Raw genomic sequence first — 24,879 nt, forward strand, 5'->3', positions numbered from 1 at the left:
ATGCTAAGCCAACAAATTGAAGCTATTGTAAAAAAAGAAGGAGATATAATTCCGCTTTTAAAAACCTTAACACCAACTCAAAAACGAGAACTTGTCCCCTTTCTCAAAACATTGAGAACGAAAATATTTGAGCGTTATGATATTCATGATAAGACAAAATGGGGAGTATCTTATTCATCAAAGCCCGTGCATTCACAAGCTAAAATGGATATTGTAGATAAAGCTTGCTATGTGTGTTTCAACAAAACAGACACTAAAAAAGCATTTTTTCAGGTGAGTAGACTTTCTATAAGTAACGATTATCTCGAGAATATCATTCCTTGGTATAAACCCAAATGGTTTGGTGATTTAATAAATGAAGAAATGCCTTGGGATTTAACTTATGAAAAACTCATGGATTTAGCCCAAAAGGAATTATTTGAACCTTCACAAGCTCTGATATTAGCCAGATTGCCTAATGCCATCGTTGAAAGCTCATGGAAAAACAACGTTAACAAAAGTATTTACAAACCTGAAGTTTTACTAAAACACAAAACAACTTTAGACCAACATATCTGGTTTTTATTTGAAGAAGCATCTGGAATCAATAACTATTACAATTATTTACACTTAGATAATTACAAAGGAGGCAATGACATTTGGATTGACACGTTTGTAAATTTAACAGCAACCGAAAAGCTTGATAGAAGCAAAGTCTTAACAGCCACACTACACACCTCAACAAAAGGATTTAATAAAACATTAAGCGGCTGGTTTGCGGAATTATTATTAAAACTAAATCCAACTTTAGAGGAAATTCTAAGTTTACAACATGCCTTTTTTGCGGCACTGAACTCGCCACATTCTAAAGTGGCTAATTCCGTTTTAAAATATTTTAAAGTTGCCGCAACTCACAAAAATTTTAAGCATACCGTTTTCATAGAAAATGCATCAATACTTTTAAATTCTGAAACAAAATCAGTGGTAACTTCCACATTAATGATTTTAGATAAAATTGCAAAAACTCATAAAACGTTGCAAAATCCAGTGTGCTTAAAAGCCACAGAAGCTTTAATAAATGTCGATGAAAAAATACAGATAAGAGCAGCTAAAATTATTGAAAAATATGGCAAGCCTAAGAATGACGAATTAGTAGATGAAATTAGCATGTATGCAGATAATTTATTGCATAATTCTAAAGACTTACTAAAAGATTACCTCGTTGCTGAAACAGAACAAAACGGCTATATAGAGGAACCTGAAACCATAGAACTCACTAACGTTTTAGCTGACAACAACAAAATTGAAACCTATAACACGCTAGACGAGCTCATCTTTTTTGTGAGTCAGGCCATTGATAATAACGAGGTCTATCACATCGACTTATTACTAAGTTATTTACCAAAACTCAATGTACTTTTAAACAAAACTAATATTGAAAAACTAGAACCGATTTTTAAACGCGCTTTAGATTTGTCTTTAAGTTATGATTGGAATAGCCAAATAGGAAATCTAGAACATGAGGCTGCCTATTATATCAATGATTTTTCTGAAATTCTGATAAAACGATTCCCCATTGAACTTGCCAGTTTTAAAAAGAAAAAGCAATCTAAAATTCAAAAACTTAAGGATGATAAATTCTACTCTAGTCACCATAAGGAAAATTTAAAACCTATAGAACAGCAAAGCATTCCGGATTACATTTATCAAATTCACCATGCGTTGTTTATACAATCTAAATCGTTTATTCAAAAAAATGCAACTTTAGATTTACTTTCTAAACCCACACATGCACCTTGTTGGATAGACCCAACAACATTAATTCAACGAATAGTAGCTTACGAAAAACAGAGCGAAACCATTATCCTTTATGATTTTCAAATAGCCATAAGTAGATTACCATTTAATTATAATCCTGAAAATATTTCAAATCAGATTGAACTCATCACAGATTTTGAACTTAGACAAGTACTCAAATACCATTTTAATTTCATTAAACTTGAAGATGTTAAACTCACTCAACCTGAATTATGGTTACAATCTGTACTCATAAAAAACAATAAACATGAACTCGATTATTTTCAGAATAAGCTTTCAACCAATCTAAGAAAAGAGATAGGGAATTACACTTGGGATTGTAAACTAAGAGATCATTATTACTTGGAATACGATTACCCTTCGCAAAAACAAATCCGAAAGAAAACCATAAAGAAAGAGTTAAAACTTCATGATTTTCATGTTCATAAAAAAGGACCTGAATCACTGTTAGATAATCTAAAGGGCATATTTAAGTTCAATAAAAACACCGTCAAAATAAAAAGCATTTACGGTTTTATGTATTTCAAAAAACAGAAATATTATACGACCATTCAGCCTCATGACGATATCAAATTCTTGTATTTATCACCAAATAACCCAAGTATGTTATTAAGTCAGGTGGTGCATTACAACTTAAAAGAATCAACGTTTTGGGATGAATCGAGCAAAAAAAACATGATTAATCTGCTCAAAGGCCTATATAACATTTGGAATCGGCCGGATTATAATGAAGGTGCCTATTTATTTTTAGCTACAGGTCTTTTATATAGTGATAAAATATCGCGAGAATTGGCGGCCGAAATTTGGATTAAAGCCAATTACGAAACCACATTAGATAATAATTTATTAGGAAGTTTTATCGGACGATTAGAAGCTGGCGAATACGCTCCATTAAAAAGATTCACGGATTTATTAACTAATAATTTATTTAATATTTCTAAAACACATAATGACTTTTTGTTTCAACTTTTAAGTTCTGCTGTTAAAGAAATGAATGACATTCCTATTCGTGGCAGTAAAAAATTATTAGAGATTTTACTAGAACTTAAGCACAGCTCTAATGCAGCTAAACTTGAAGATTCAACTAAAGAAAAATTACTTAAATGGCAAAACGTAGCTTCCGTAAAGCCAGTGATTAAAAAAATATTAGATATTAAATAAGTGGGGTAAAACACACCAAATATTTACACAAACCTAATTACACCAATGACAATCAGCTAATTAACACAATTACATAAATATACATTAGCTTTATTAAACCTTCAATTTTAGTTAAAAATAAACGTGTGAGCGTTAATATTCTTAGCAATAACGACAATTGTAATACTTTTACTCGTATATTTTTACGTATTGAATAAGACAGAAGACACAGCACCCCAAATACCAGGAAAACGAAAGTTTCGTTGGCTTCGCAGAACATTACGCGTTCTGTTAGGCATTCTTGTGTTTTTATTTTTGGTGATTCTTTTTGTTCGCAGTCCTTGGGGACAATCTATTATCGTTGATAAAGCCGTCAGTTTCGTCGCTGATAAAACAGGAACTAAAGTTGCCATAGAAAAACTTTTTATCACATTTGATGGTGATGTGCAACTCGATGGCCTGTATCTCGAAGACATTAAAGGTGACACTTTAGTCTATTCTAAATCACTCGAGGCCAACATTCCATTATGGAAAATGATACGCGGAGAAGGTGTCGGTGTAGACGCTTTAGATTGGGATGGTTTACGTGCCAATATTATTAGAAAAGATAGTATTACAGGTTATAATTTTCAGTTCTTAATTGATGCTTTTGCCTCAACTGACACGACAACCGTAAAAACAGACACCACCTCTACTCCATTAAACCTCGTTATTGGCAACTTAAATTTCAATAATTTCGATATTGTTTTTGATGATGCTGTAGCCGGAATCGATTCTAGATTTAAAATTGGCGAACTGAAAGCCGATATGGAAACCACCAATATTGAGGACATGATTTTTGAGGCTTCAGATATTGAGTTGAATAATGCTAACATTAAATTCATACAAAAGCCTGCTGCCATTGACACCACATCCTCTGACGCTCCATTACCAAAATTAGTTTTCGAAAACATAGCGCTCAATAATGTGGTTGCTTATTATGAATCGCAACCCGATCGCCTGATTGCAGATGTCGATATTTCAGAATTTGAAACACAATCCCCAAATATAAATTTAGCAGATAGTGATTTCAGTCTTAAGAAAATTACGCTTAAAAACTCAAGAATTAGCTTAACAACCGAAGCTGAAATGAATGGTTTAGCTCCAAAAATTAAAGACGTTACTGAAGATTCAAAAACAAATAACAATAGTTTTGAATGGCCTCAACTAAATGTTAATGTTGCGGCAATTGATTTTGAAAACAACACTATCGATTATCGTGTAGGCAATGCAAAACCGACAAAGGACGTATTCAATCCTGATGCGATTGCACTGTCAAATTTCACACTTCAAGCGAAGGACATTTTATTAAAAGATAAAAACGCAAGCCTAAATTTAGAGCAGCTTAATTTTAATGAAGCTTCAGGATTAAACCTAAATCAATTGGCTGTCAATTTCAACGCAACAGACCAAAACATGCGTTTAGACGATTTGAAATTTAAATTAAATAATAATTCAATTTCAGGTTATGCACACTTAGAGTATCAATCACTTTCAAAATTAATAGACGCGCCTGAAACCACTAAAGTCAACTTAAATTTACCGTCGTTTCAGCTTTCACTAACAGAGATATTCAAATTTCAACCCGATTTAAAAAATAACGAATACCTCAATAAATTAAGCAAAAAATTAGTTTTAGGAAGTCTGAATGCTTCAGGAACTTTAGCTTCAATAAAATTAAATAAAGCCGAACTTAATTGGGGAAATTCAACACAAATTTCCACCAACGGAACACTTCAAAATATAACAGACACCGAAACACTTGTCTTTGATATTCCGCAATTTACCGCAGTTACAAAACGATCCGATTTAATTCAATTTGTCAGTGAAAAGGATTTGGGAGTTAGCTTACCGAAGGATGTAAAGTTTGTTGCACAATTTAAAGGGAACCTTGAAGACATTTCAACTAAAGCTAAATTAACCACAACACAAGGAATCGCGACTGTTGATGGAAATTATAAAAACGCAGAATCAATTGCTTTTAACGCTGATATAAGTATTGACGATTACAAGCTAAATGAATTACTAAACAACCCACAATTGGGAGCATTAAGTCTTTCTATTACATCGCAAGGCAATGGTAATACCATCAACACACTTAATGCTAATTTAGACGGGAAAATTTCTGAATTTCAACTGAATAACTATGACATTAAAGATCTTAATATTAGCGGAGATATTGTCAATGGTGCAGGAAACATTAACTCAACATATAAAGACGATAACCTCAACGCAACTTTAGAAGCTTATGTCGTTTTAGATTCTATAAATCCTGAAATCAAAGTAGATCTCAATGTTATTGGTGCCAATTTAGAAGCACTCGGTTTAATGCAGCGTAATGTTAAAACAGCAATGCATATTAACGCCAGTTTTAAAGGTAATGGAGACAGCTATGACGCCAGTGCAAAAATGAACGATGGTGTTGTTGTGTATGACAATAGAACTTATTTAATTGGTGATTTAGATGCCGTTGCCCATGTAGATAACGACACCACATCTGTATCGCTTCAAAATAAAATTATAGATTTAAATTTACAGTCTAACGCCAATCCTCAAACATTTAGCAAAGCGATACAAAGGCATGTATTAAGCTATTTTTATAGAGATGAAACTGTATCAGATACCATTTCAGATTTTGTAAACTTAAAACTTGAAGGCAAAATTGCTGAATCGTCTTTACTTAACGACGTGTTTTTGGTCAATGTAAAAGATTTGGATACGATTGACTTTGCCGTAGATTTTAATGAAAAGGCACGAATTTTCAAAGCAAATATCACAGCACCACATCTTAATTATAGTGGAAACACCTTAGATAGTCTCGCCTTTTCAATGGATACAGACCCAGAAAATTTCAATTTTAATTTTGGTTTTAATAATGTGAATGTTGGTCCTTTAGACGTTCCGAAAACGGTGATCACAGGTAAACAAACGGATCATGAATTAGCCCTCAATTTCTCAGGTTATCACGAGGAAGAAACCTTAATGAATGTCAATACTAAAATCACAGGCAGTCGAGATCAATTACGATTTACAGTGAATCCTGACAGCTTAATTCTCAACAAAAAAAAATGGATCATCCCATCTGGCAATGAAGTGATTCTAACAGAGAAAAATTTGGAATTTAATGACTTCAAGATTACAAAGAACAATCAATCTATAGAACTCACTGATACATTAGAAAACATCGCTAAGAAGCATATTGCTATTATATTTGAAAATTATGACATCAATGAATTTTTCAACTATTTAAGTCCAAAAGCCGAATTAGCCACTGGAAAATTAAATGGTGATTTTGTTCTTGAAGATCCTTTTGAAAACGCAGGAATCATTGCCGACTTAAGCATTAAAGATTTTTACGCACTTCAAACGGATTTAGGTACTTTGAGCATTAACGGGAATTCTCTTGGCACAAATAGTTACGCTTTTAATGCCGGCTTAAAAGGAGGTGATATTGATTTTGATCTCACCGGCGACTATACAGTGACGAACAACATTGCGAATCTCGATCTTGATTTTGACATCAATGAATTCAAAATAAAAGCGCTAAACACCTTATCTCAAGGTGAAGTTAAAAATTCTGAAGGTAGTTTCTCTGGTGCTTTTAGAGTAACAGGCACCACTGCAGATCCACAATACGATGGGTATCTCACATTTAATAATGCAAGTTTCAACATCGCTAAACTCAACTCAAAGTTTAGTATGGCCAATGAAAAACTGAACATTAACAACAGTGGGCTTTCTATGAAAGATTTTACCATTCGTGATGAAAACGATAATGCCTTGGTGCTTTCAGGTAACGTTGGCACCGAAAGTTTTATCAATCCAACATTCGATTTAACAGTAAAAACTAAAAATTTTCAAGTCTTAAATGCCACTAAAGAAGACAACGAAGAATTTTACGGCAAAGTAACTTTTGATGCTAATGCAAAACTTACTGGCGATTTACAAATCCCAAAATTAGACACTAAACTCACATTAGGTTCAGATACAGACTTCACCTACGTGTTACCATCTTCTGTTGCTAGTGTTGAAGAACGTGATGGCGTGGTTGTATTTGTAAATCGAGAAAATAGAGATGCTATTCTCACCCAAACAGAAGAACAAACGGCAACAATAAAAGGCTTTGATATTTCAGCCTTATTTAACGTCGGTAAAAATGCTGCAGTGACTATAATTATTGATGAAGAAACTGGAGATAATTTTAAAATTTCGGGTGAAGGCGATTTTGTTTTCACCATGAAACCGAACGGCAGAATTACATTAACTGGTGCTTATGAAATTTCAGAAGGGCATTACGAACTCAATCTTTACAATTTAGTTAATCGAAAATTTTTAATTGCGCAAGGTAGTCGTGTTACTTGGTCTGGTGACCCTTTTGATGCTAAACTTGATGTACGCGCTATTTACAACTTAGAAACCTCAGCATATGGACTGATGGCCTCTCAAATTTCTGGTGCAGATTCTTCTGTAAAAAGCAAATACCAAGAAGTTTTACCCTTTAATGTGTATCTTAATATTGACGGTGAACTTTTGCAGCCTAAAATTTCATTCGGCTTAGATATGCCAGAAGAAGAACAAGGCGCAGTAAGCGGACAAGTGTATAGTAGAGTGCAACAAGTGAACCAACAAGAAGGCGAACTGAATCGACAAGTCTTTTCATTATTAGTCCTTAATCGGTTCTACCCAGATTCTGGCAGCGATGGTAGTGATGGTGGTTTTGCGACGATAGCAAGAGACAATTTAAATGATGCGGTTTCTGATCAACTTAATGCCTTTTCAGACAAACTTTTAGGCCGTTCTGGTATTGAACTCGATTTTGGATTGAATAGCTACACAGATTATCAAGGCGACTCACCAACAGACCGTACAGAATTAGAAATTGCGGCAAAGAAAAAATTGTTTAACGACAGATTAACCGTGAGTGTTGGTAGTGATGTGGATATACAAGGTAGCAGCAGCACTGATGAAGAAACACCTATCATTGGTAATGTAAGTCTTGAATACGCCTTAACCGAAGATGGGAGATACCGACTCAAAGGCTTTAGAAAAAGTGAATTTGAAAATGTTATTGATGGCCAAACCATAGTCAGTGGTATTAGCTTAATATTTACTAAAGAATTCAACCAATTTAACGAACTTTGGGATGCTATTTTGCGTTCTAAGAAAGAGAAAGAAGCAGCATCCGAAGCTGAGGACGTTACTCAAGAAAAACAAGAAGCTACAGACGAAAGTATGGAACAGAAAACAAATTAAATTTGAAAAGAACTTTAAGACATAGCGTTGCCTTTATCATATTCGGAATGGTGCTATACTCGTGCAGTATCACAAAACATATTCCTGAAGGTGAACGCTTATATACAGGTGCTACCATTGAAATTGCAGCTGATTCTATCATAAAAAATGAAAAAGAACTAAAAACAGAATTAGAAACCATTTTGAGACCAGAACCCAATTCTAAGTTTTTAGGAATGTATGTGGGTTTATATTATTACTACAAAAACCAAAAAGAGAACCCAGGATTTCTCAATAGATGGCTCTATAAACAACTTGGAGAAAAACCCGTTTATCAATCTAGCGTAGAACCGTTTGAAGTTGAAGCTGTTTTAAGAAACCGATTAGAAAACAAAGGATTTTTCTACAGTACTGCAACATCTTCTTTTGAAGAGAAAGAGATTGAAGCCTCTATAAATTACAAACTAAATGTCACGGAACCTTATAAAATGAAGCGTTTTGAAATTGACTCCATGCCTTCACCACTTTATGAAGCGGTCAAAAAAGAAACTGACAAATCCCCTTTTCAAAATGATATGCGTTTCGATTTGTCTAATATGAAATTAGAACGTCAACGTATTGATACAGAGCTAAAACAACAAGGCTATTATAATCTGAATTCAGATTTTTTCATTTTTGAAGCCGACACGACGCAATATGATAAAAAGCGTTTCGATTTATTTTTAAAATTAAAAGCTGAAGTTCCTAAAAAGGCAACCATTCCTTACCAAATTTCTTCAATAAACGTCTTTTCAAATTACGATTTACAAGATTCAACGCACGTAGCGCCCGAACGATTCAACAACAAGAATTATATCCAAGATACACTTTTTATGAAACTAAAATATCTTGATGAATTTGTTACACTAAAGGAAGGCGATTTATATAGTCCTGACGAATCTAAAAATACAGCAAGACGACTTTCAAAAATCGGAGCCTATAAATATGTGAACATTCAATATAAAGAAATTGATTCATTAGAAACCGATAGTTTAGGACTACTAGAAGCCAATATATTCTTATCACCATTAACTAAACGTGCTGTTCGTGCAGAATTACAGGGCGTTACCAAATCTAATAATTATACAGGACCACATTTAGCATTAACTTATAGTAATCGTAATGTTTTTAATGGTGGAGAAACCTTAAATATTAGCACAAATGTGGGTTATGAATCTCAGTTTTCAAGTGGTGATGATGCAGGAAATACGAGTTTAGAATTAGGCTTAACGACAGAACTTATTTTTCCACGCGTTTTATTTCCTGTCAAAATTAATACAGATTTCTTTAAATATTCAATCCCAAAAACAATAACAAGTGTTGGTCTTAACTATTTAAGTCGAAGTGACTTGTACACCTTACTCTCTGCAAATGGCCAATTCGGCTATTCTTGGAATGCCAATAGATTTATTACATATGCATTTAACCCTATTGCTGTAAGCTATACGAGACTTTCAAATACAACAGCAGAATTTGACGCTATTTTGGAAGAAAATTCATATTTGGAGCAAAGTTTCGACCAGCAATTTATTTCAGGAATGACCTTTTCATTCACCTACAACGAAATGGTGGATGCTAACGACCCAAATCAATTTTACCTAAATACTACCTTAGATGTTGCAGGTAATTCAATTAGCTTATTAGGACAAGAAACCACATCTGGTGAACCTAAAGAGTTTTTAGGCTTAGAATATGCGCAATATGCAAAAGCTGATCTCGATTTAAGATTCCATCTTAATTTCGGTAAAGATCGAGCGCAAACTCTAGCAACGCGTTTATTTGCTGGTTATGGTTTACCTTATGGAAATTCGGATGTCATTCCGTATGTAAAACAATATTTTTCAGGAGGACCTTACAGTGTCAGAGCCTTTAAAACACGCTCTTTAGGACCAGGCACCTATGACGATGAGAGCGATGACGATAGTGATGTGACCTACTTTGATCAAACCGGAAACATTAGACTCGAAGCCAATGTAGAATATCGTTTTCCGTTATTTTCATTTTTCAAAGGTGCGGTATTCGCTGATGCTGGAAATGTATGGAACTCCAAAACGAATTCAGTGTTTGATGGCGAAGATAAATTCACCTCTAACTTTATCAATGAATTAGGCATGGGAGCAGGATTTGGATTGCATATAGATGTGCAAGGCTTCGTAATTCGCTTTGATTTGGCAGCACCATTTCACGATCCTTCACTAGCAAAAGGTGAACGCTGGGATTTTAAATATGATGAACCTGTACTTAATTTTGCTATTGGGTATTCGTTCTAAATAGAGACAAGCCCACGTAAGCTGACACCATAAATCTTCTTTTTTTTATCATTTATCTCAAACTTCAAGCTAAAAGCTTAATAAGGTCGCACCTAATTCCTAAAATTATTATATATTTATTGATTCACATATTTTAAAAACACAGATTCACATTTAGATGACAGATAAAGAAAAATTCATGAAAGAAGCGGTTAACGCTGCCCTTAAAGGAATGAACAATAATGAAGGAGGCCCCTTTGGTTGCGTCGTTGTTAAAGACGGAAAAATTGTAGGTCGCGGCAATAACAAGGTCACCTCAACCAACGATCCAACAGCACATGCCGAAGTTACAGCCATCAGAGATGCTTGTAAAAATTTAGATTCTTTTCAATTAGACGGTTGCGAAATTTATACTTCTTGCGAACCGTGCCCAATGTGCTTAGGTGCTATTTATTGGGCACGACCAGACAAAGTGTATTACGGTAGTAATCAGGTAGATGCTGCAAATATTGGCTTTGATGACGAATTTATTTATAAAGAAATTCCATTACCATACTCAGAACGTAGTATTCCTTTTGAGCAATTAGCGAGAGAAGTGGCTTTAGAACCTTTTCAGGAATGGACTAAGAAACTAGATAAAACAGAATATTAAATAACCTATTACGTCAGTTCGAGTATTTCGACTTTTGGGTCGAAATGTATCGAGAACCTTAAGTATTTCATAGCTTCTCGATAAAAAATTCCAAAAAAAGAATTTCACTCGAAGTGACGCTATCGTTTCATTTTTAATTTATTTATAATTGAAATCATTAACATGATCACCTTCATCCTAAATAACAAAACCATTAAAACGTCAGATCATTCAGGTATGACGCTATTGGATTTTGTACGTTACCAACAACGTCTTACAGGCACAAAAATTGGATGCCGTGAAGGTGATTGTGGTGCTTGCACATTATTAGTTGGCACACTAAAACACAACACCGTAGAATATAAAAGCATCACCTCATGTATTTCACCATTAGGAAATGCACACGGCAAACATATTGTAACGGTTGAAGGCACAAATCTAAAAGGCAAGCTAACCTCTGCTCAAGAAGCCATGAAAGCAAATTACGCGACGCAATGCGGATTTTGCACACCAGGTTTCGTCGTCGCTTTAACAGGTTTTGCATTATCGAATTCAGAAAATAATTACGAGAATGCACTAAATGCCATTAGCGGCAATATTTGCAGATGCACAGGTTATAAAGCGATCGAAAAAGCGGCACATCAAGTGGTTGAAAAACTAGAGAATCAAGAAGAAAAGTCTTCCAAATGGTTAATTGACAATGACTTTATCCCTGAGTATTTCGAAAGCATTCCAGAACGTTTAAAAGACATCGAAGGAAAATATCTAAATCAATCTAAAGGAAAATTTGTTTCTGGAGGTACGGATTTATACGTCCAAAAAGCAGATCATTTAGCGGATAATGACGTGCATCTAATTGCTGAAAAAGAGTATCTAAAAGGCATTAGCATTGAAAACGGCATTTGTACCATCGGAACCAACTCAACCGTTTCCGATTTATGGAATCACAAGGCACTGAACACTTATTTCCCAAATTTAAAGAAGCAGCTCAAACTAGTCTCTTCTGAGCAAATTAGAAATATGGCTTCCTTTGGTGGTAATTTGGTTAACGCCTCACCAATTGGTGATATGACGATTTTCTTTTTAGCTTTAAATAGTGAGATAACCATTTCAAATGAAAATCAAAAAGAACGAACTCGCGAGCTTAAAAATTTCTACCAAGGATACAAAACCTTCGATTTAAATGAGGGTGAACTACTAAAAGACATCACCTTTAAATTACCAACAAAACAGTCATTTTTCAATTTTGAAAAAGTGTGTAAACGTACCCATTTAGATATTGCAAGTGTCAATTCTGCCATTCAGTTGTCTGTTGAAAACGACACCATTACAGAAGCTCACGTTTCAATTGGTGGTGTTGCTGCTATTCCAAAGTATTTACATGAGACTTCCGCTTTTTTAACAGGGCAACCACTGACTACAGAAACGATATTGAAAGCTAACGAGATACTTCAAAAAGAAATCAGTCCAATTAGCGATGTTAGAGGCACAACAGATTACAAACGATTGCTTGCTAGACAATTATTTTTCGCGCATTTCACGGAGTTGTTTCCAAAGCATTTCACCCTAAACGATTTTATTCAACATGCATAAGAACAAAGAAAATAAAGTCTTAGACACGAAGTTAGATGCGGTTTCAAAATCATTAAAACAGAGCATTAAAAACTTAGATTCTTACACACATGTTAGAGGTGAATCTTTGTATGTAGATGATGTTAATATTAGGCAAGGCACCTTTCACGCGGTGGTTTTCGATTCACCAAAAGCACATGGAAAGATTAAAAGTATCGATTACTCAAAAGCGGAAGCATTAGATGGTGTGGAACGCATCTTCACGTACAAAGATGTTCCTGGTAAAAACGAAATTGGCGGCATTATTCCAGACGAACCTTTATTTGCAGAACACGAGGTCCATTTTTGGGGCATGCCAATTGCGCTAATTATTGCAGAATCAGAATTTATTGCCAGAAAAGCTCGAGATTTAATCGAAATAGACATTGAAGAACTGCCAGTAATAACCACAGCAAAAGAAGCGAAAGCAAAAGGTAGTTTTATTAATGCACCACGTTCTTTTAGTTTAGGAGATACAGAAAAAGCATTTACAGATTGTGAGTACGTTTTTGAAGGCGACACCTTTTCCAACGGTCAAGAACATTTATACATCGAAGCACAAGGTGCTTACGCAGAACCTTTAGAAAATGGCAATATAAAAGTGACGTCTTCTACACAAGGACCAACTTCTGTACAGAAAACAATTGCACAAGTTTTAGGTATTGCTATGCATAAAATTGAAGTCGATGTCACACGACTTGGTGGCGGATTTGGAGGAAAAGAAGACCAAGCAACTCCTTGGGCAGTTATGGCTGCTTTGGCGACGTATCATTTAAACCAATCGGTAAAATTGATACTGAATCGGCATGATGATTTACGCATGACAGGTAAACGTCATCCATATGAAAGCACTTATAAAATTGGACTTTCTAAAGAATTAAAAATCCTAGCCTACCAAACTGAATTTTTACAAAACTCTGGAGCAGCAGCCGATTTATCGCCAGCCATTGCTGAGCGTACGTTGTTTCATGCCACCAACAGTTATTATGTGCCAAACGTAACAACCAAAGTATTGAGTTGTAAAACCAATTTACCACCAAATACAGCCTTTAGAGGTTTTGGTGGACCACAAGGTATGTTTGTTATTGAGTCTGCGATTGCAAAAGCTGCTTCTGAAATTGGTGTTTCTGCAAGACAAATTCAAGAAGCCAATTTGTTAGATGAAAATGACACGTTTTCCTATGGACAAATAGCAAAAAAAGTAGAAGCTAAAAACACATGGCATTCTGCTAAAAACATATTTAATAGTGACGCTTTAGAACAAGAGGTTTCAGACTTCAACAAAAACAATACAGCGTTTAAAAAAGGGGTATCGTTTATGCCCATTACTTTTGGTATTTCGTTTACCAATACACCAATGAATCATGCACGTGCTTTGGTTCATATTTATTTAGATGGAAGTATTGGTATTAGTACTGCTGCTGTAGAAATGGGACAAGGAGTAAACACAAAAATGATGCAAATTGCAGCTGATATTTTCTCGGTTTCTATAGAACACATTAAGATTGAAACTACCAACACCACAAGAGTGGCCAACACCTCACCTTCTGCTGCGAGTTCTACAGCCGATTTAAACGGAAAGGCCACTCTAATGGCATGTAATGCTTTATTGGAACGTCTCAAAAACGTGGCAGCTGCCTACTTGAAAGTGACACCTGAAGCCATTGTATTAAAAGACGAATTCGTTTACATGAATAACGAAAAAACAGATGTAGAATGGAAGCATCTGATAAGCATGGCTATGTTAGAGCGTGTCGCTTTAACTGAAAATGCACATTACGCCACACCAGAAATTCACTTTGATAAAACGAAGGAAAAAGGGCATCCTTTTGCTTATCATGTTTATGGTACAGCGATTACAACGACAACTATAGATTGCACGCGTGGGACTTACGAATTTGATTCTGTAAAAATCGTTCATGATTATGGCAAAAGCATGAGTGAAGGGATTGATTTAGGTCAGGTTGAAGGTGCATTAATTCAAGGTATGGGTTGGATGACTATGGAAGAAATTGCTTATAATGATGAAGGTAAATTACTCTCGAACGCGCTTTCCACTTACAAAATACCAGATATTTTTTCTGTACCAAAAAGCGTGGAAGTGATTCCTGTGGAAACCAAAGGACATGAATTAGCTATTTTAAAATCAAAAGCCGTTGGCGAACCGCCTTTAATGTATGGCATTGGTGCTTATTTTGCACTTCAAAATGCCATAAAAGCCTTTAATCCCAACTATGATTTAAAGTTTCACGCTCCAATGACTCCTGAAAAAGTCTTAATGAGTTTATACAGTTAAAAAGCCATGGAAGAATGTCTTATATATAGTAAGCGATGCTTTTTAGATGATGTATTTAAAGAAGCTACAATTCATGTAAAACATGGGAAAATTAATCGTATAAATGGAGGATATCATCAAGTTGAAAACATTCCGTTTTTAGACTATCAGAATCTCATCGTCATGCCTGGTATTATTGATACGCACGTGCATATTAATGAACCTGGTCGCGAAGATTGGGAAGGTTTTGATACAGCTACAAAAGCGGCAGCTGTTGGAGGTGTGACTACGCTAATTGAAATGCCATTAAATGCAAGTCCAGTTACTACAAACATCAAATCATTTAAATTAAAACAAGACGCTTCTAAAGGTAAGCTTCATGTGAATTGCGGATTTTATGGTGGTGTTATTCCAACAAACAAAAAGGATATTGAAGATTTAATAAAAGCGGGTGTTTTTGGAATTAAAGGTTTTCTATCCCATTCGGGAATTGATGAATTTCCTAATGTTTCAAAACTAGATTTGGAAGCTATTGCGCCTATTCTAAAACAATATGATATCCCTTTATTGCTTCATTGTGAATTAACTGACGATGATGTTCCTGAAGTGACAAATCCTAAAAATTATCAAGAGTATTTAGAATCAAGACCTCAACATTGGGAAACTAATGCTATTGATTTAGCTTTAGAGCTTCAAAAAGCCTTTGATATTAAAGTGCATATTGTTCATCTTTCGGCTTCAGAAGGTATTGAGCGCATTAAACTGCGTAAAAAAGAAACCAATAAACTGACTGTAGAAACCTGTCCGCATTATTTATATTTTAATGCAGAAACCATTCCGGATGAGTCACCCATTTTCAAATGTGCTCCACCCATTAGAGAAAAAGCTAACAATGACCAACTTTGGGACTTTTTATTAGACGATGGTTTTAACTTTTTAGCCTCAGACCACTCACCTGCTCCACCTGAACGTAAACAATTAGAAAGTGGAGATTTCTTTAAAGCTTGGGGAGGCATATCAGGATTGCAGTTTACACTTCCTATATTGTTTTCTGAAGGTAAAAAAAGAGGATTACCAACAGAAAAACTCATTTCATTGCTAACAAAGCAACCAGCAGAATTTTTAGGAATTAATGATAAAAAAGGTGCTTTAATCGCAGGCTTTGATGCTGATATTACAGTTTGGGATGACACTTTAGAAATTCCTATTTTAGAAGGCACTATACAACACAAGCATAAAGCAACACCATATATGAATGAAAAGCTCATTGGAAAAGTAATGCATACATTTGTGAATGGTGTTCAAGTAGTTGAAGACTCAAAATTAAAGACGCTTCAACAAGGACAATTACTACTTAAGAGGATATATGATTAAAATATTAATATTATTAACTTGGCTTACTATTTTTATAATTATAGTTGCTGGCACCTACAAAATTCAGAATCTCATCAGTGATTTTAAAGCTAAAGGCAAGGATGAAAAAGCAGAAGTCTTACAAACATCTCAAAATTGGTTTTACGCTTTAATTGTTATCGCTTCTATATGTGGTATTGGTGTTTTATATCTTTTTTTGAAAGGCACTATTTACGAAAGTCATTTTTTTGAATGGCTAAATTTAACGGTTCGCTTAATTCACATCACTTTCGGAATTGCTTGGATTGGAGCTTCATTCTATTTTGTGTTTTTAGAGAATGCCTTAAACAGAACTGAAAATGTAAGAGATGAATTAGCAGGTAACCTTTGGGCCGTTCATGGTGGTGGATTTTACTATGTAGAAAAATACAAATTAGCACCAAAAAAAATCCCGAAGCATCTGCATTGGTTTAAATATGAAGCTTATTTTACTTGGCTTTCTGGGTTTTGTCTGCTTTCAATCGTCTATTATTTTAATGCCAGCTCGTATTTAATAGATCCTGAAGTTTTAGATATTTTGCCTGTAACAGCTATTACTATTAGCGTAGCTTCATTAATAATTGGCTGGATATTATATGACCAAATTTGCAAACGTTTAAGCAATAATAAAGTCGTTTTTACCATGGCAATAACAGTTTTGGTATTTTTATTTGCTTGGTTTTATGCTCAAGTTTTTAGTGGGAGAGCGGCTTATATTCACTTTGGTGCTTTTCTAGGAACTTTAATGGCTGCCAATGTTTTTTTCATTATAATTCCTGGGCAAAAACGTATGGTCGCTGCAGCAAAGAAAGGCTTGCTTCCAGATCCTGCAGATGGAAAAGCAGCTGGATTACGATCGTACACTAATAATTATTTTACACTTCCTGTGTTGTTTGTGATGATTAGCAATCATTTTCCGAGTACGTTTGGAAATACCTACCAATGGATTGTTCTTATTGGTATTACTTTGGGAACAGCAGGAGTTAAACACTATCTCAATTTACGCGAAAAAGGACAGCTTTCTATTTGGGTAATGCCAATTTCTGTATTACTTTTATTTGGGATGGCGTTTATGACGGCACCTACACCTCCAAAATATGAAAACTGCCAAGAAATGGTTTCGTTTATAGACGTTCAAACCATTATTAATAATAGATGTACAGTTTGCCATTCTTCAAATCCAATAGATGCGATATGGAAAGTTGCACCAAATGGCGTGAAATATGATACGGCTGAACAGATTTATAATTTAAAAGATAAAATTTTTCAACGCGTCGTAGTAAGTAAAAACATGCCTTTTAATAATAATCAAACAGGAATGACCCAAGAAGAACGCGATATGATTAATTGTTGGATCAATCAAGGAGCACCAAAATAAAGCATATGATAACAATAGACCAACTTAATTCACTTTCTAATGAGGAAGCATTTTCTAAATTAGAGCAATGCTGTGTTTCCAAAACTTGGGTGAATGGTATGCTTGCAAGTAGACCTTTTGCGACGGAAAGTGAATTGATCACAAAAGCCGCATCAATATGGTATAACGATTGTGCATTAGACGATTTTAAAGAAGCCTTTACTGGCCATCCGAAAATTGGAAATATAGAAAGTTTAAAAGCCAAATTCGCTCATACCGCAAATTGGGCAGGAAACGAACAAGCTAAAGTTGCAGAAGCTAATACAGATACTATTGAAGCTTTAGCCAAAGCCAATGATGCATACGAAGCTAAATTCGGTTATATTTTTATAGTGAGCGCTAGTGGAAAATCGGCAGAAGAAATGTTAGCGATTATCAATTGTAGGTTGAATCATGACGAAGCCGATGAAATTTATGTCGCTATGAATGAGCAGCATAAAATTACCGTAATTCGATTAGTAAAACTCATTGAAAATCTTGCTGAAAACGCAGATTTAAGTAGTCATTTAACCACGCATGCTTTAGATACCTCTTTAGGAATTCCTGCAAAACATATGCTGATAACTCTAAAAGGTTTACGTAACAATCAATGGAAACCAATGAGTGTTGGCATTACGAATAACGATGGTAGGATTTCAGATGTGTTGCCTCCTGGTCAACTTTTAACACCTGGACATTACACGATGCTCTTTGACACAGCAAACTATTTTAAAAACAGTAATCAAAAAGGGTTTTATCCTGAAGTTTCAATTCAATTTGAAGTGACAGATACAAACCATTATCACGTACCATTATTAATTAACCCTTATGGTTATTCAACATATAAAGGAAGTTAATTAATCACACTAGATAAAAACATTAATTTAAAAATACAATATTATGGCATATACATTTAATCCACCAAAGCGTTACTTAATGGGTCCTGGACCATCCGATGCACATCCTAGAGTTTTAAAAGCTATGGCATCTCCTTTAATTGGTCATTTAGATCCACATTTTGTAACCATGATGGATCAAGTTAAGGATATGGTTCAAAAAACCTTTTTAACGCAAAACAATCTAACATTTGTAGTTTCAGCTCCTGGAAGTGCAGGCATGGAAACCTGTTTAGCCAATTTATTAGAACCTGGTGACGAATGTATTATTTGCATCAACGGTGTGTTTGGTGGACGTATGGCAGAAATTGCAGAACGTTGTGGAGCCACTGTACATAAAGTAATCACTCCTTGGGGAAAAGTCACTTCTGAGCAACAAATAAAAGACGCTTTAAAAGACTGCCCGAAACCAAAATTGGTAGCTTTAGTACATGCTGAAACCTCAACTGGTGCTTTACAACCGTTAGAAGAGATTAGTAAACTTGTGCATGCTGTTGATTCGCTATTAGTCGTTGATGCTGTAACCTCTTATTGTGGTGTGCCCTTAAAAGTTGATGAATGGGGAATTGATGCCATTTACACAGGCTCACAAAAAAACTTAAGTGCGCCTCCTGGATTATCTCCTGTTAGCTTTTCTCCAAGAGCAGTTGAAGTTCTTGAAAATAGAAAGACCAAAGTTCAAAGTTGGTTTTTAGACTTAAATCTCGTTAAAAATTATTGGGCTGGAGCTAAAAGAGCCTATCATCATACAGCTCCTGTTTCTGCCGTTTTTGCTTTACATGAAGCGTTAAATTTAGTAATGGAAGAAGGCTTAGAAAACCGATGGAAAAGACATTATGAGGTGCATGATTATTTACAACAAGAATTAGAAGCTCTAGGCTTTAAATATTTAGTGGACAAAGCACATCGTTTACCTAACTTAAATTCTGTTTATTTACCAGAAAGCGTAACAGATGAAGCTGCTTTGAGAACCAAACTATTAAACGACTTTAATATTGAAGTTGGTGGTGGACTTGGTGATTTTGCAGGTAAAATTTGGCGTATTGGAATTATGGGTGAAAGTTGTACGCATAACCATGTAAATATGCTAATTGGTGCTTTAAAAGAAATACTTTAGTAACATATTTTGTCATAATGAGCGCAATTGAAAATGAATTCTAGATTTTTAATTGCGCTCAAACTGACATTATAAATTGTTTTTTAGCTAGCAACGTTTTTTAACGTTAAAGCTAAAGTTTGCACTCCTTTATCTATTTCTTGAGGTGAACTGTATTCATCTGGACGATGACTTACTCCATCTTTACTAGGAATAAAAATCATGGTTGTTGGAAACAATTGTGCCATAAACAAAGAATCATGATAAGCATGACTCGTCATCACTTTCGTTGAATACCCTAAACCTTTGGCTGCTTTTTCCGCTGTATGCACTAAATTCTCATCACAAGTGGCAGGTGGATCGCAATTCAATAATTCTATTGAATATTTAATATGTCGCTTCTCGCAAATTTCAGCGATTTCTTGTTTTAAATCTGCAAGAGTTTTGTCTCTAGTTTTAATATTTGTATCCCGTAAATCTATTTCTAAGTATGCTTCTTTGGGAATACTATTGACTGCACGTGGAAGAATATCAAAAATTCCAGTCGTTGCCACAGTATCTTCACTTTCCGAATCTTTTGCAATGCGTTCAACAGCCATCATAATTTCAGCTCCTGCGACACCAGCATCTTTTCTAATCGGCATTAGCACAGCTCCTGCATGACCACCTTCGCCTATCAATTTTACAATCAATGTACTTGGTGCTGCAATCTTATCTACTATACCAATATCTAAGTTATCTTTTTCTAAACGTGGGCCCTGTTCAATATGTAATTCTATAAAGGCGTGATAGTAATCTTCAGACAGTTTCACCTCATTTAAATCGCCTTTAAATCCTGCTGCTTCTCTTATGTCATTAAAAAACCCACCTTCTTTATCTTTAAGCTTTAAGGCTTGTTCGGGTGTTAATTGTCCAGACATCATTCTGCTTCCCAAACAACCAATGGCAAAACGTGTTGGTTCTTCTGCAGTAAACAACACCAATTCTATAGAGCGTTTTGGTTTATAATCTAAACTTTTTAAATACCTAATAGCTTCCAAACCACCAAAAACACCAACGGTTCCATCATATTGTCCAGATAATGGAATGGCATCGATATGAGAACCTGTTCCTACAGGTGCTAATTCTGGTGCTGTGCCTTCCCAACGTGCATATGTATTTCCTATGGCATCAACTCTAACCTTTAAACCAATCTCTTCACACAAGCCTATAAAATAATCACGCGCGTCTAAATCTTCTTGCGTATATAAAACTCTGGTCACCGATGGAAATTCGCTTGATGAAAAGCGTGCTAAAGTATTGAGCTCTTGGTGTATTCTATTCATAGTTATTTATATTGTTGTTGGAAATCGGTTCACATTTTTATAATAAATATAGACGGCTGGTTCTGTTCCTAAAGCACCAAACCATTGTGGACAATAGGGTGCCATCCAAATGCTATCTCCTTTTTTAATAGGATACCATTTATCTGCTAATCGGTAAATCCCTTGACCTTCTAAATAAATTAAGCCATGCTCCATAATGTGCGTTTCAACAAATGGAAGATTGGCTCCAGGATTATAGGTAAAAATATTCACCGCCATATCCCAAGACAAATTATCTTGTTCTGGCAATAAATTTTGCATCAACAAATTAGGATCATCACAATAGATGTTTTGTTCAATTTTTGAATCGGAATTAATTATAATTTCCGGAACAGGAAAGCCTTCTAACGGTTCATAAACTTTATGAAAAGTTAATAGTTTCGTACCTGCTTCAGCTTTAGAAAACAGATAATCTTTTCCTATTGGTACATAAACATAAGATCCTTTTTTGAGATTTTCGTTTTGATTTTCAACCGTTACGTCACATGAACCTTCTAAAACATAGAAGAAAATTTGTGAGTCTTTAGTGCTGCCTTTCAATTGTCCTGAGGCTTCCATGGTTATTAAAAGCTGACAAAAATTGGCTCCCATGGCTTCGTTAATTACCACATTAACTTCACAATTATCCCAACCAGGAACTTTACTATTTACAAATCCATCGCCTGTTATCACAGCATGATCAGATTCTACAACTGACCTTGATAAGGCTGTTAGTTTTATTTTACTCATAACTATTTTAATTAAATTCTTTAATTAGTTCGTCCAAAAATTGATCTGAAACTTTTAGAGCGACTTCTATATCTTCTGGGCTCGCATATTCTTCTGGATTATGGCTAATTCCATCTGTACAACGCACAAATAACATAGAAACTGGTGCAACTTTGGATATCATAACCGCATCATGACCTGCTCCACTTGTGATTTCTATGGGTTTATCAATGCCCACTTTTTTAATACTTTTTCTAAGCAAGTCTTTTAAATGATTATCACAAATCACAGCCGGATTCATTTGCATGACTTTCCAACTCAGTTTGATATTTCTTTTTTTAGAAATCTCTATAGCTTTATGTTGAAGTTGGTCTTGTATTTCGATTAAAAAGTCGGAATCCGCACTTCTGATATCCAGACTATGACACACAAAAGCAGGAATGACATTAGATGTATTAGACAACATATTCATTTTCCCGACAGTACCTACCAATTTCTCTTGATGCTTTTTCCCGGTTTTTTCTACTTCTAAAATAAATTCTGAAGCTGCACAAAGCGCGTCATCTCTTAAATACATTGGTGAGGTGCCAGCATGTGCACTTATGCCTTCCCAAGTTACCTCTACTCTAATTTGACTCGCAATATTGCTAACCAAACAGATTGGTAAATTTTCTTTACACAAAACAGGTCCTTGTTCAATATGAATTTCATAATAACCTAACCAGTCTCCTTCAGGAATTTTATCATTAGAAATGGCTTCTACATTTCCGTAATATGTTTCTATGGCTTCAGATAACGTCACGTTGCAATCATCTGTTCTTAGCAACCAATCCGTATCAAAATTACCAGCCAAAACACTACTTCCTAGATAAGCCGTATTAAATCGTGAACCTTCTTCATCCGAAAAACAAACAATATTTAAATGAAAAGGTAATTCTGTGTTGTTTTCTTTTAATCGTTGTGCTATTTCAATTCCGAGTATAATCCCTAACGGGCCATCAAAATTACCTGCGTTATAAACCGTATCGTAATGCGAACCAATAACAAAGTGTTTTGCATTTTGTTGGTTGCTTTTTAACACCCCTCTTACATTGCCTAAACTATCGCAAAACACATGTAAACCTGCTGCTTTCATCCAAGACATTAATAGGTTCTTGGCTTCATTATGTGCAGGTGTTCCAAAAAAGCGAGATAAACACTTATCGTCATCGCTGATTAAGGACAATTGCTCTAATCGTTTTGTAATTCGTTCTGTTCTAATATTCATTTAGGTCTGAGAGATTCAATTTATAAAAATACTGTTATTCAAAATAGATACAAACTAAAATGTAGATTTCTTGGAAGGGCTTTTTTATGCTTCAATGACAATTAATTTTGGTAAACGTTAACCTCATCATAGCGTAACTAATGAGATGGTAAGATGTAGAAAGGTTTAATTATAACCTTGTAGGTATAAATCGACTTTTCACATCTACAAGGTTTTGGAGATCTTACAAGACTAATTCAGGTTTTCTAGATTTACTTTTGTGAGAATCCGATATTCTGTGATTGAATAGTGTTTCACAATGGCTTCAACCAAATAATTTCTAACTACAAGAATGAGATGCTTGTTTTTATCATTTAAACAATTAGGAATCAATCTCTCTGCTGACCAATGCAAACCTTCATTCCTTAATTCAAGCTTTCCAAGTTCATCTATAATGAGATATGTCGTCTTAGTTTCGGAATCCGCAGAAATTAAAAATTCATTCGCTTTATCAAAAGCAGATTTCAAAAATTTAAAGTTTCCTATTTTAATAATATCTTCAGTGTCGAGTTCCGTTTCAAGTTCAAATTCATTCTTAGATTTTACCTCTAGAAAATAACGTTTTCCTTCGGCATTATCTGGACATAACAAACCATCAACATCATTTCGGTTCTTACACCACTTCGATAAAGTTGTTGTTTTACCTGATCGAATCTCTCCTGTAAGAATATAAATCATTCCGAAGGCACTTTAAAATGAATACAATTAGAAATGCCATTGGCCATAAAATATTTGAACCGCGTATACCCTTTGAGGTGTTTGGTATCTTTCCAAGTATATGAAATTATCTGTCGGAAATAAGGAAACAAATCCATCGCATTGCTAATATCTTCTTGATATTTAGACTCCTTTTTTCGAAGAAACTTCTGAACTACTTTCAATAAGAAAGGGCCAATCACGACATACCAAAGCATTAAAATTAAGAAACTTCTCAAGACAATATAAATGGCTTTTTCCCATCCAAAAAGTGGACCTCCAAATATTGAAAAAGCTAAAACTATAATCGCAATCGTAACCAGCCAAACCCAAATGACTTTAGTTTTAAAGGCTACTTTTTTCTTGTGATTCTCAGAGGTTGCAGAATCTAATTCTAGGTAAAAGTCCGCTTCGGTTTTATTGGCAATAATTCCAATAACATTTTTAATAAAGACTCCTGCCAAAACACCACAAACCCCATAGACTAATAAATATAATGTCACTAAAAATGATGTTGTTGATGTGCTAAACATAAAATTAAGTTTACTCTGCACCCAAGCACCATAAATATTAACGGCCTCCCATAATTCTGTGCCATATACAATGGTCAGTATTATTAATTTTTGAAGCGCAGACTCTAGAAATGTCACCATTCCTAAGACCATCAAAGTGATACCTTTCCATGAAAAGTTAGAAAACAAAACGGCTCCGAGAATAGCTTGAAAACTAACAGCTACATAAGCTCCGAAAGGTGAATATGGACTCACGGCCATTTTTATAATCAATACAATCACCAAGGCTTTTAAGATGGCTTGCCATTTATTTTCGGCATAATAGGCTATTAAACTAATCAGTAAAATAGAGACACCTCCAACAATTAATCCTGTAAATGGAGAATTAAATACGTGTAAAAAACCACCTAAACCCGACTCGTTTAAAGCCCAAAGTGCTGTTAGTTTTTCTATGATGGATTTGTTGTTTTTCATGCATACTCCCCGTAAAAACGGGAATC

At 34.8% G+C, this 24,879-nt stretch carries 15 protein-coding genes; 10 read left to right on the top strand and 5 right to left on the bottom strand.

Annotated elements, in window-relative coordinates:
- The 10 genes from KO515_RS05595 (at nucleotide 1) to KO515_RS05640 (ending at nucleotide 19,814) form a co-directional block, all read left to right on the top strand.
- Nucleotides 1–2,958, top strand: coding sequence for a DUF6493 family protein (locus tag KO515_RS05595; protein WP_215935386.1), 2,958 nt, complete (start codon nucleotides 1–3; stop codon nucleotides 2,956–2,958).
- Between the two features lie 189 nt (nucleotides 2,959–3,147).
- Nucleotides 3,148–8,229 carry a translocation/assembly module TamB domain-containing protein gene (locus KO515_RS05600; protein WP_215935387.1) on the top strand — a complete coding sequence of 1,694 codons (5,082 nt, stop codon included), beginning with the start codon at nucleotides 3,148–3,150 and terminating at the stop codon, nucleotides 8,227–8,229.
- A 47-nt stretch (nucleotides 8,230–8,276) separates the two neighbouring features.
- Nucleotides 8,277–10,517 (top strand): BamA/TamA family outer membrane protein, encoded by a 2,241-nt coding sequence (locus KO515_RS05605; RefSeq protein ID WP_215935559.1) that lies wholly within the window; start codon nucleotides 8,277–8,279, stop codon nucleotides 10,515–10,517.
- Between the two features lie 157 nt (nucleotides 10,518–10,674).
- On the top strand, nucleotides 10,675–11,148 hold the full coding sequence (locus KO515_RS05610) for a nucleoside deaminase (protein WP_215935388.1): 474 nt from the start codon (nucleotides 10,675–10,677) through the stop codon (nucleotides 11,146–11,148).
- A gap of 162 nt (nucleotides 11,149–11,310) precedes the next feature.
- The gene (locus KO515_RS05615; protein ID WP_215935389.1) at nucleotides 11,311–12,720 is read left to right on the top strand and encodes an FAD binding domain-containing protein; all 1,410 of its coding nucleotides are present in this window, start codon (nucleotides 11,311–11,313) and stop codon (nucleotides 12,718–12,720) included.
- Nucleotides 12,713–15,034, top strand: a complete 2,322-nt coding sequence (locus tag KO515_RS05620) for a xanthine dehydrogenase molybdopterin binding subunit (RefSeq protein WP_215935390.1) — start codon at nucleotides 12,713–12,715, stop codon at nucleotides 15,032–15,034. Before KO515_RS05615 ends, KO515_RS05620 begins: the two co-directional genes overlap by 8 nt.
- 6 nt (nucleotides 15,035–15,040) lie before the next feature.
- The gene (gene allB / locus KO515_RS05625) at nucleotides 15,041–16,387 is read left to right on the top strand and encodes an allantoinase AllB (RefSeq protein WP_215935391.1); all 1,347 of its coding nucleotides are present in this window, start codon (nucleotides 15,041–15,043) and stop codon (nucleotides 16,385–16,387) included.
- A complete protein-coding gene (locus tag KO515_RS05630; protein ID WP_215935392.1) occupies nucleotides 16,380–17,783 on the top strand; it encodes a urate hydroxylase PuuD in 1,404 nt (467 codons plus the stop codon). The genes allB and KO515_RS05630 overlap by 8 nt, the downstream gene beginning before the upstream one ends.
- Nucleotides 17,784–17,788: 5 nt before the next feature.
- Complete coding sequence (gene uraD, locus KO515_RS05635) at nucleotides 17,789–18,658, top strand: 2-oxo-4-hydroxy-4-carboxy-5-ureidoimidazoline decarboxylase (protein WP_215935393.1); 870 nt, start codon at nucleotides 17,789–17,791, stop codon at nucleotides 18,656–18,658.
- A 43-nt stretch (nucleotides 18,659–18,701) separates the two neighbouring features.
- Nucleotides 18,702–19,814, top strand: a complete 1,113-nt coding sequence (locus KO515_RS05640; RefSeq protein ID WP_215935394.1) for a pyridoxal-phosphate-dependent aminotransferase family protein — start codon at nucleotides 18,702–18,704, stop codon at nucleotides 19,812–19,814.
- 83 nt (nucleotides 19,815–19,897) lie between these two features.
- On the opposite strand, the gene KO515_RS05645 is transcribed toward KO515_RS05640, so the two are convergent.
- The 5 genes from KO515_RS05645 to KO515_RS05665 all read right to left on the bottom strand — a co-directional run bounded on the left by KO515_RS05645 (nucleotide 19,898) and on the right by KO515_RS05665 (nucleotide 24,853).
- Entirely contained in the window at nucleotides 19,898–21,118 is a 1,221-nt protein-coding gene (locus tag KO515_RS05645) for a M20 family metallo-hydrolase (RefSeq protein ID WP_215935395.1), read from the bottom strand.
- A 6-nt stretch (nucleotides 21,119–21,124) separates the two neighbouring features.
- A complete protein-coding gene (allE, locus tag KO515_RS05650; RefSeq protein WP_215935396.1) occupies nucleotides 21,125–21,886 on the bottom strand; it encodes a (S)-ureidoglycine aminohydrolase in 762 nt (253 codons plus the stop codon).
- Nucleotides 21,887–21,893: 7 nt separating this feature from the next.
- Complete coding sequence (locus KO515_RS05655; RefSeq protein ID WP_215935397.1) at nucleotides 21,894–23,132, bottom strand: M20 family metallo-hydrolase; 1,239 nt, start codon at nucleotides 23,130–23,132, stop codon at nucleotides 21,894–21,896.
- A gap of 231 nt (nucleotides 23,133–23,363) precedes the next feature.
- On the bottom strand, nucleotides 23,364–23,849 hold the full coding sequence (locus tag KO515_RS05660; protein WP_215935398.1) for a nucleoside-triphosphatase: 486 nt from the start codon (nucleotides 23,847–23,849) through the stop codon (nucleotides 23,364–23,366).
- Complete coding sequence (locus KO515_RS05665; protein ID WP_215935399.1) at nucleotides 23,846–24,853, bottom strand: hypothetical protein; 1,008 nt, start codon at nucleotides 24,851–24,853, stop codon at nucleotides 23,846–23,848. Before KO515_RS05665 ends, KO515_RS05660 begins: the two co-directional genes overlap by 4 nt.
- Between the last annotated feature and the right edge of the window lie 26 nt (nucleotides 24,854–24,879).

The sequence above is a fragment of the Winogradskyella psychrotolerans genome (assembly GCF_018860545.1).
In the GTDB taxonomy this organism is placed as follows: Bacteria; Bacteroidota; Bacteroidia; order Flavobacteriales; family Flavobacteriaceae; genus Winogradskyella; species Winogradskyella psychrotolerans_A.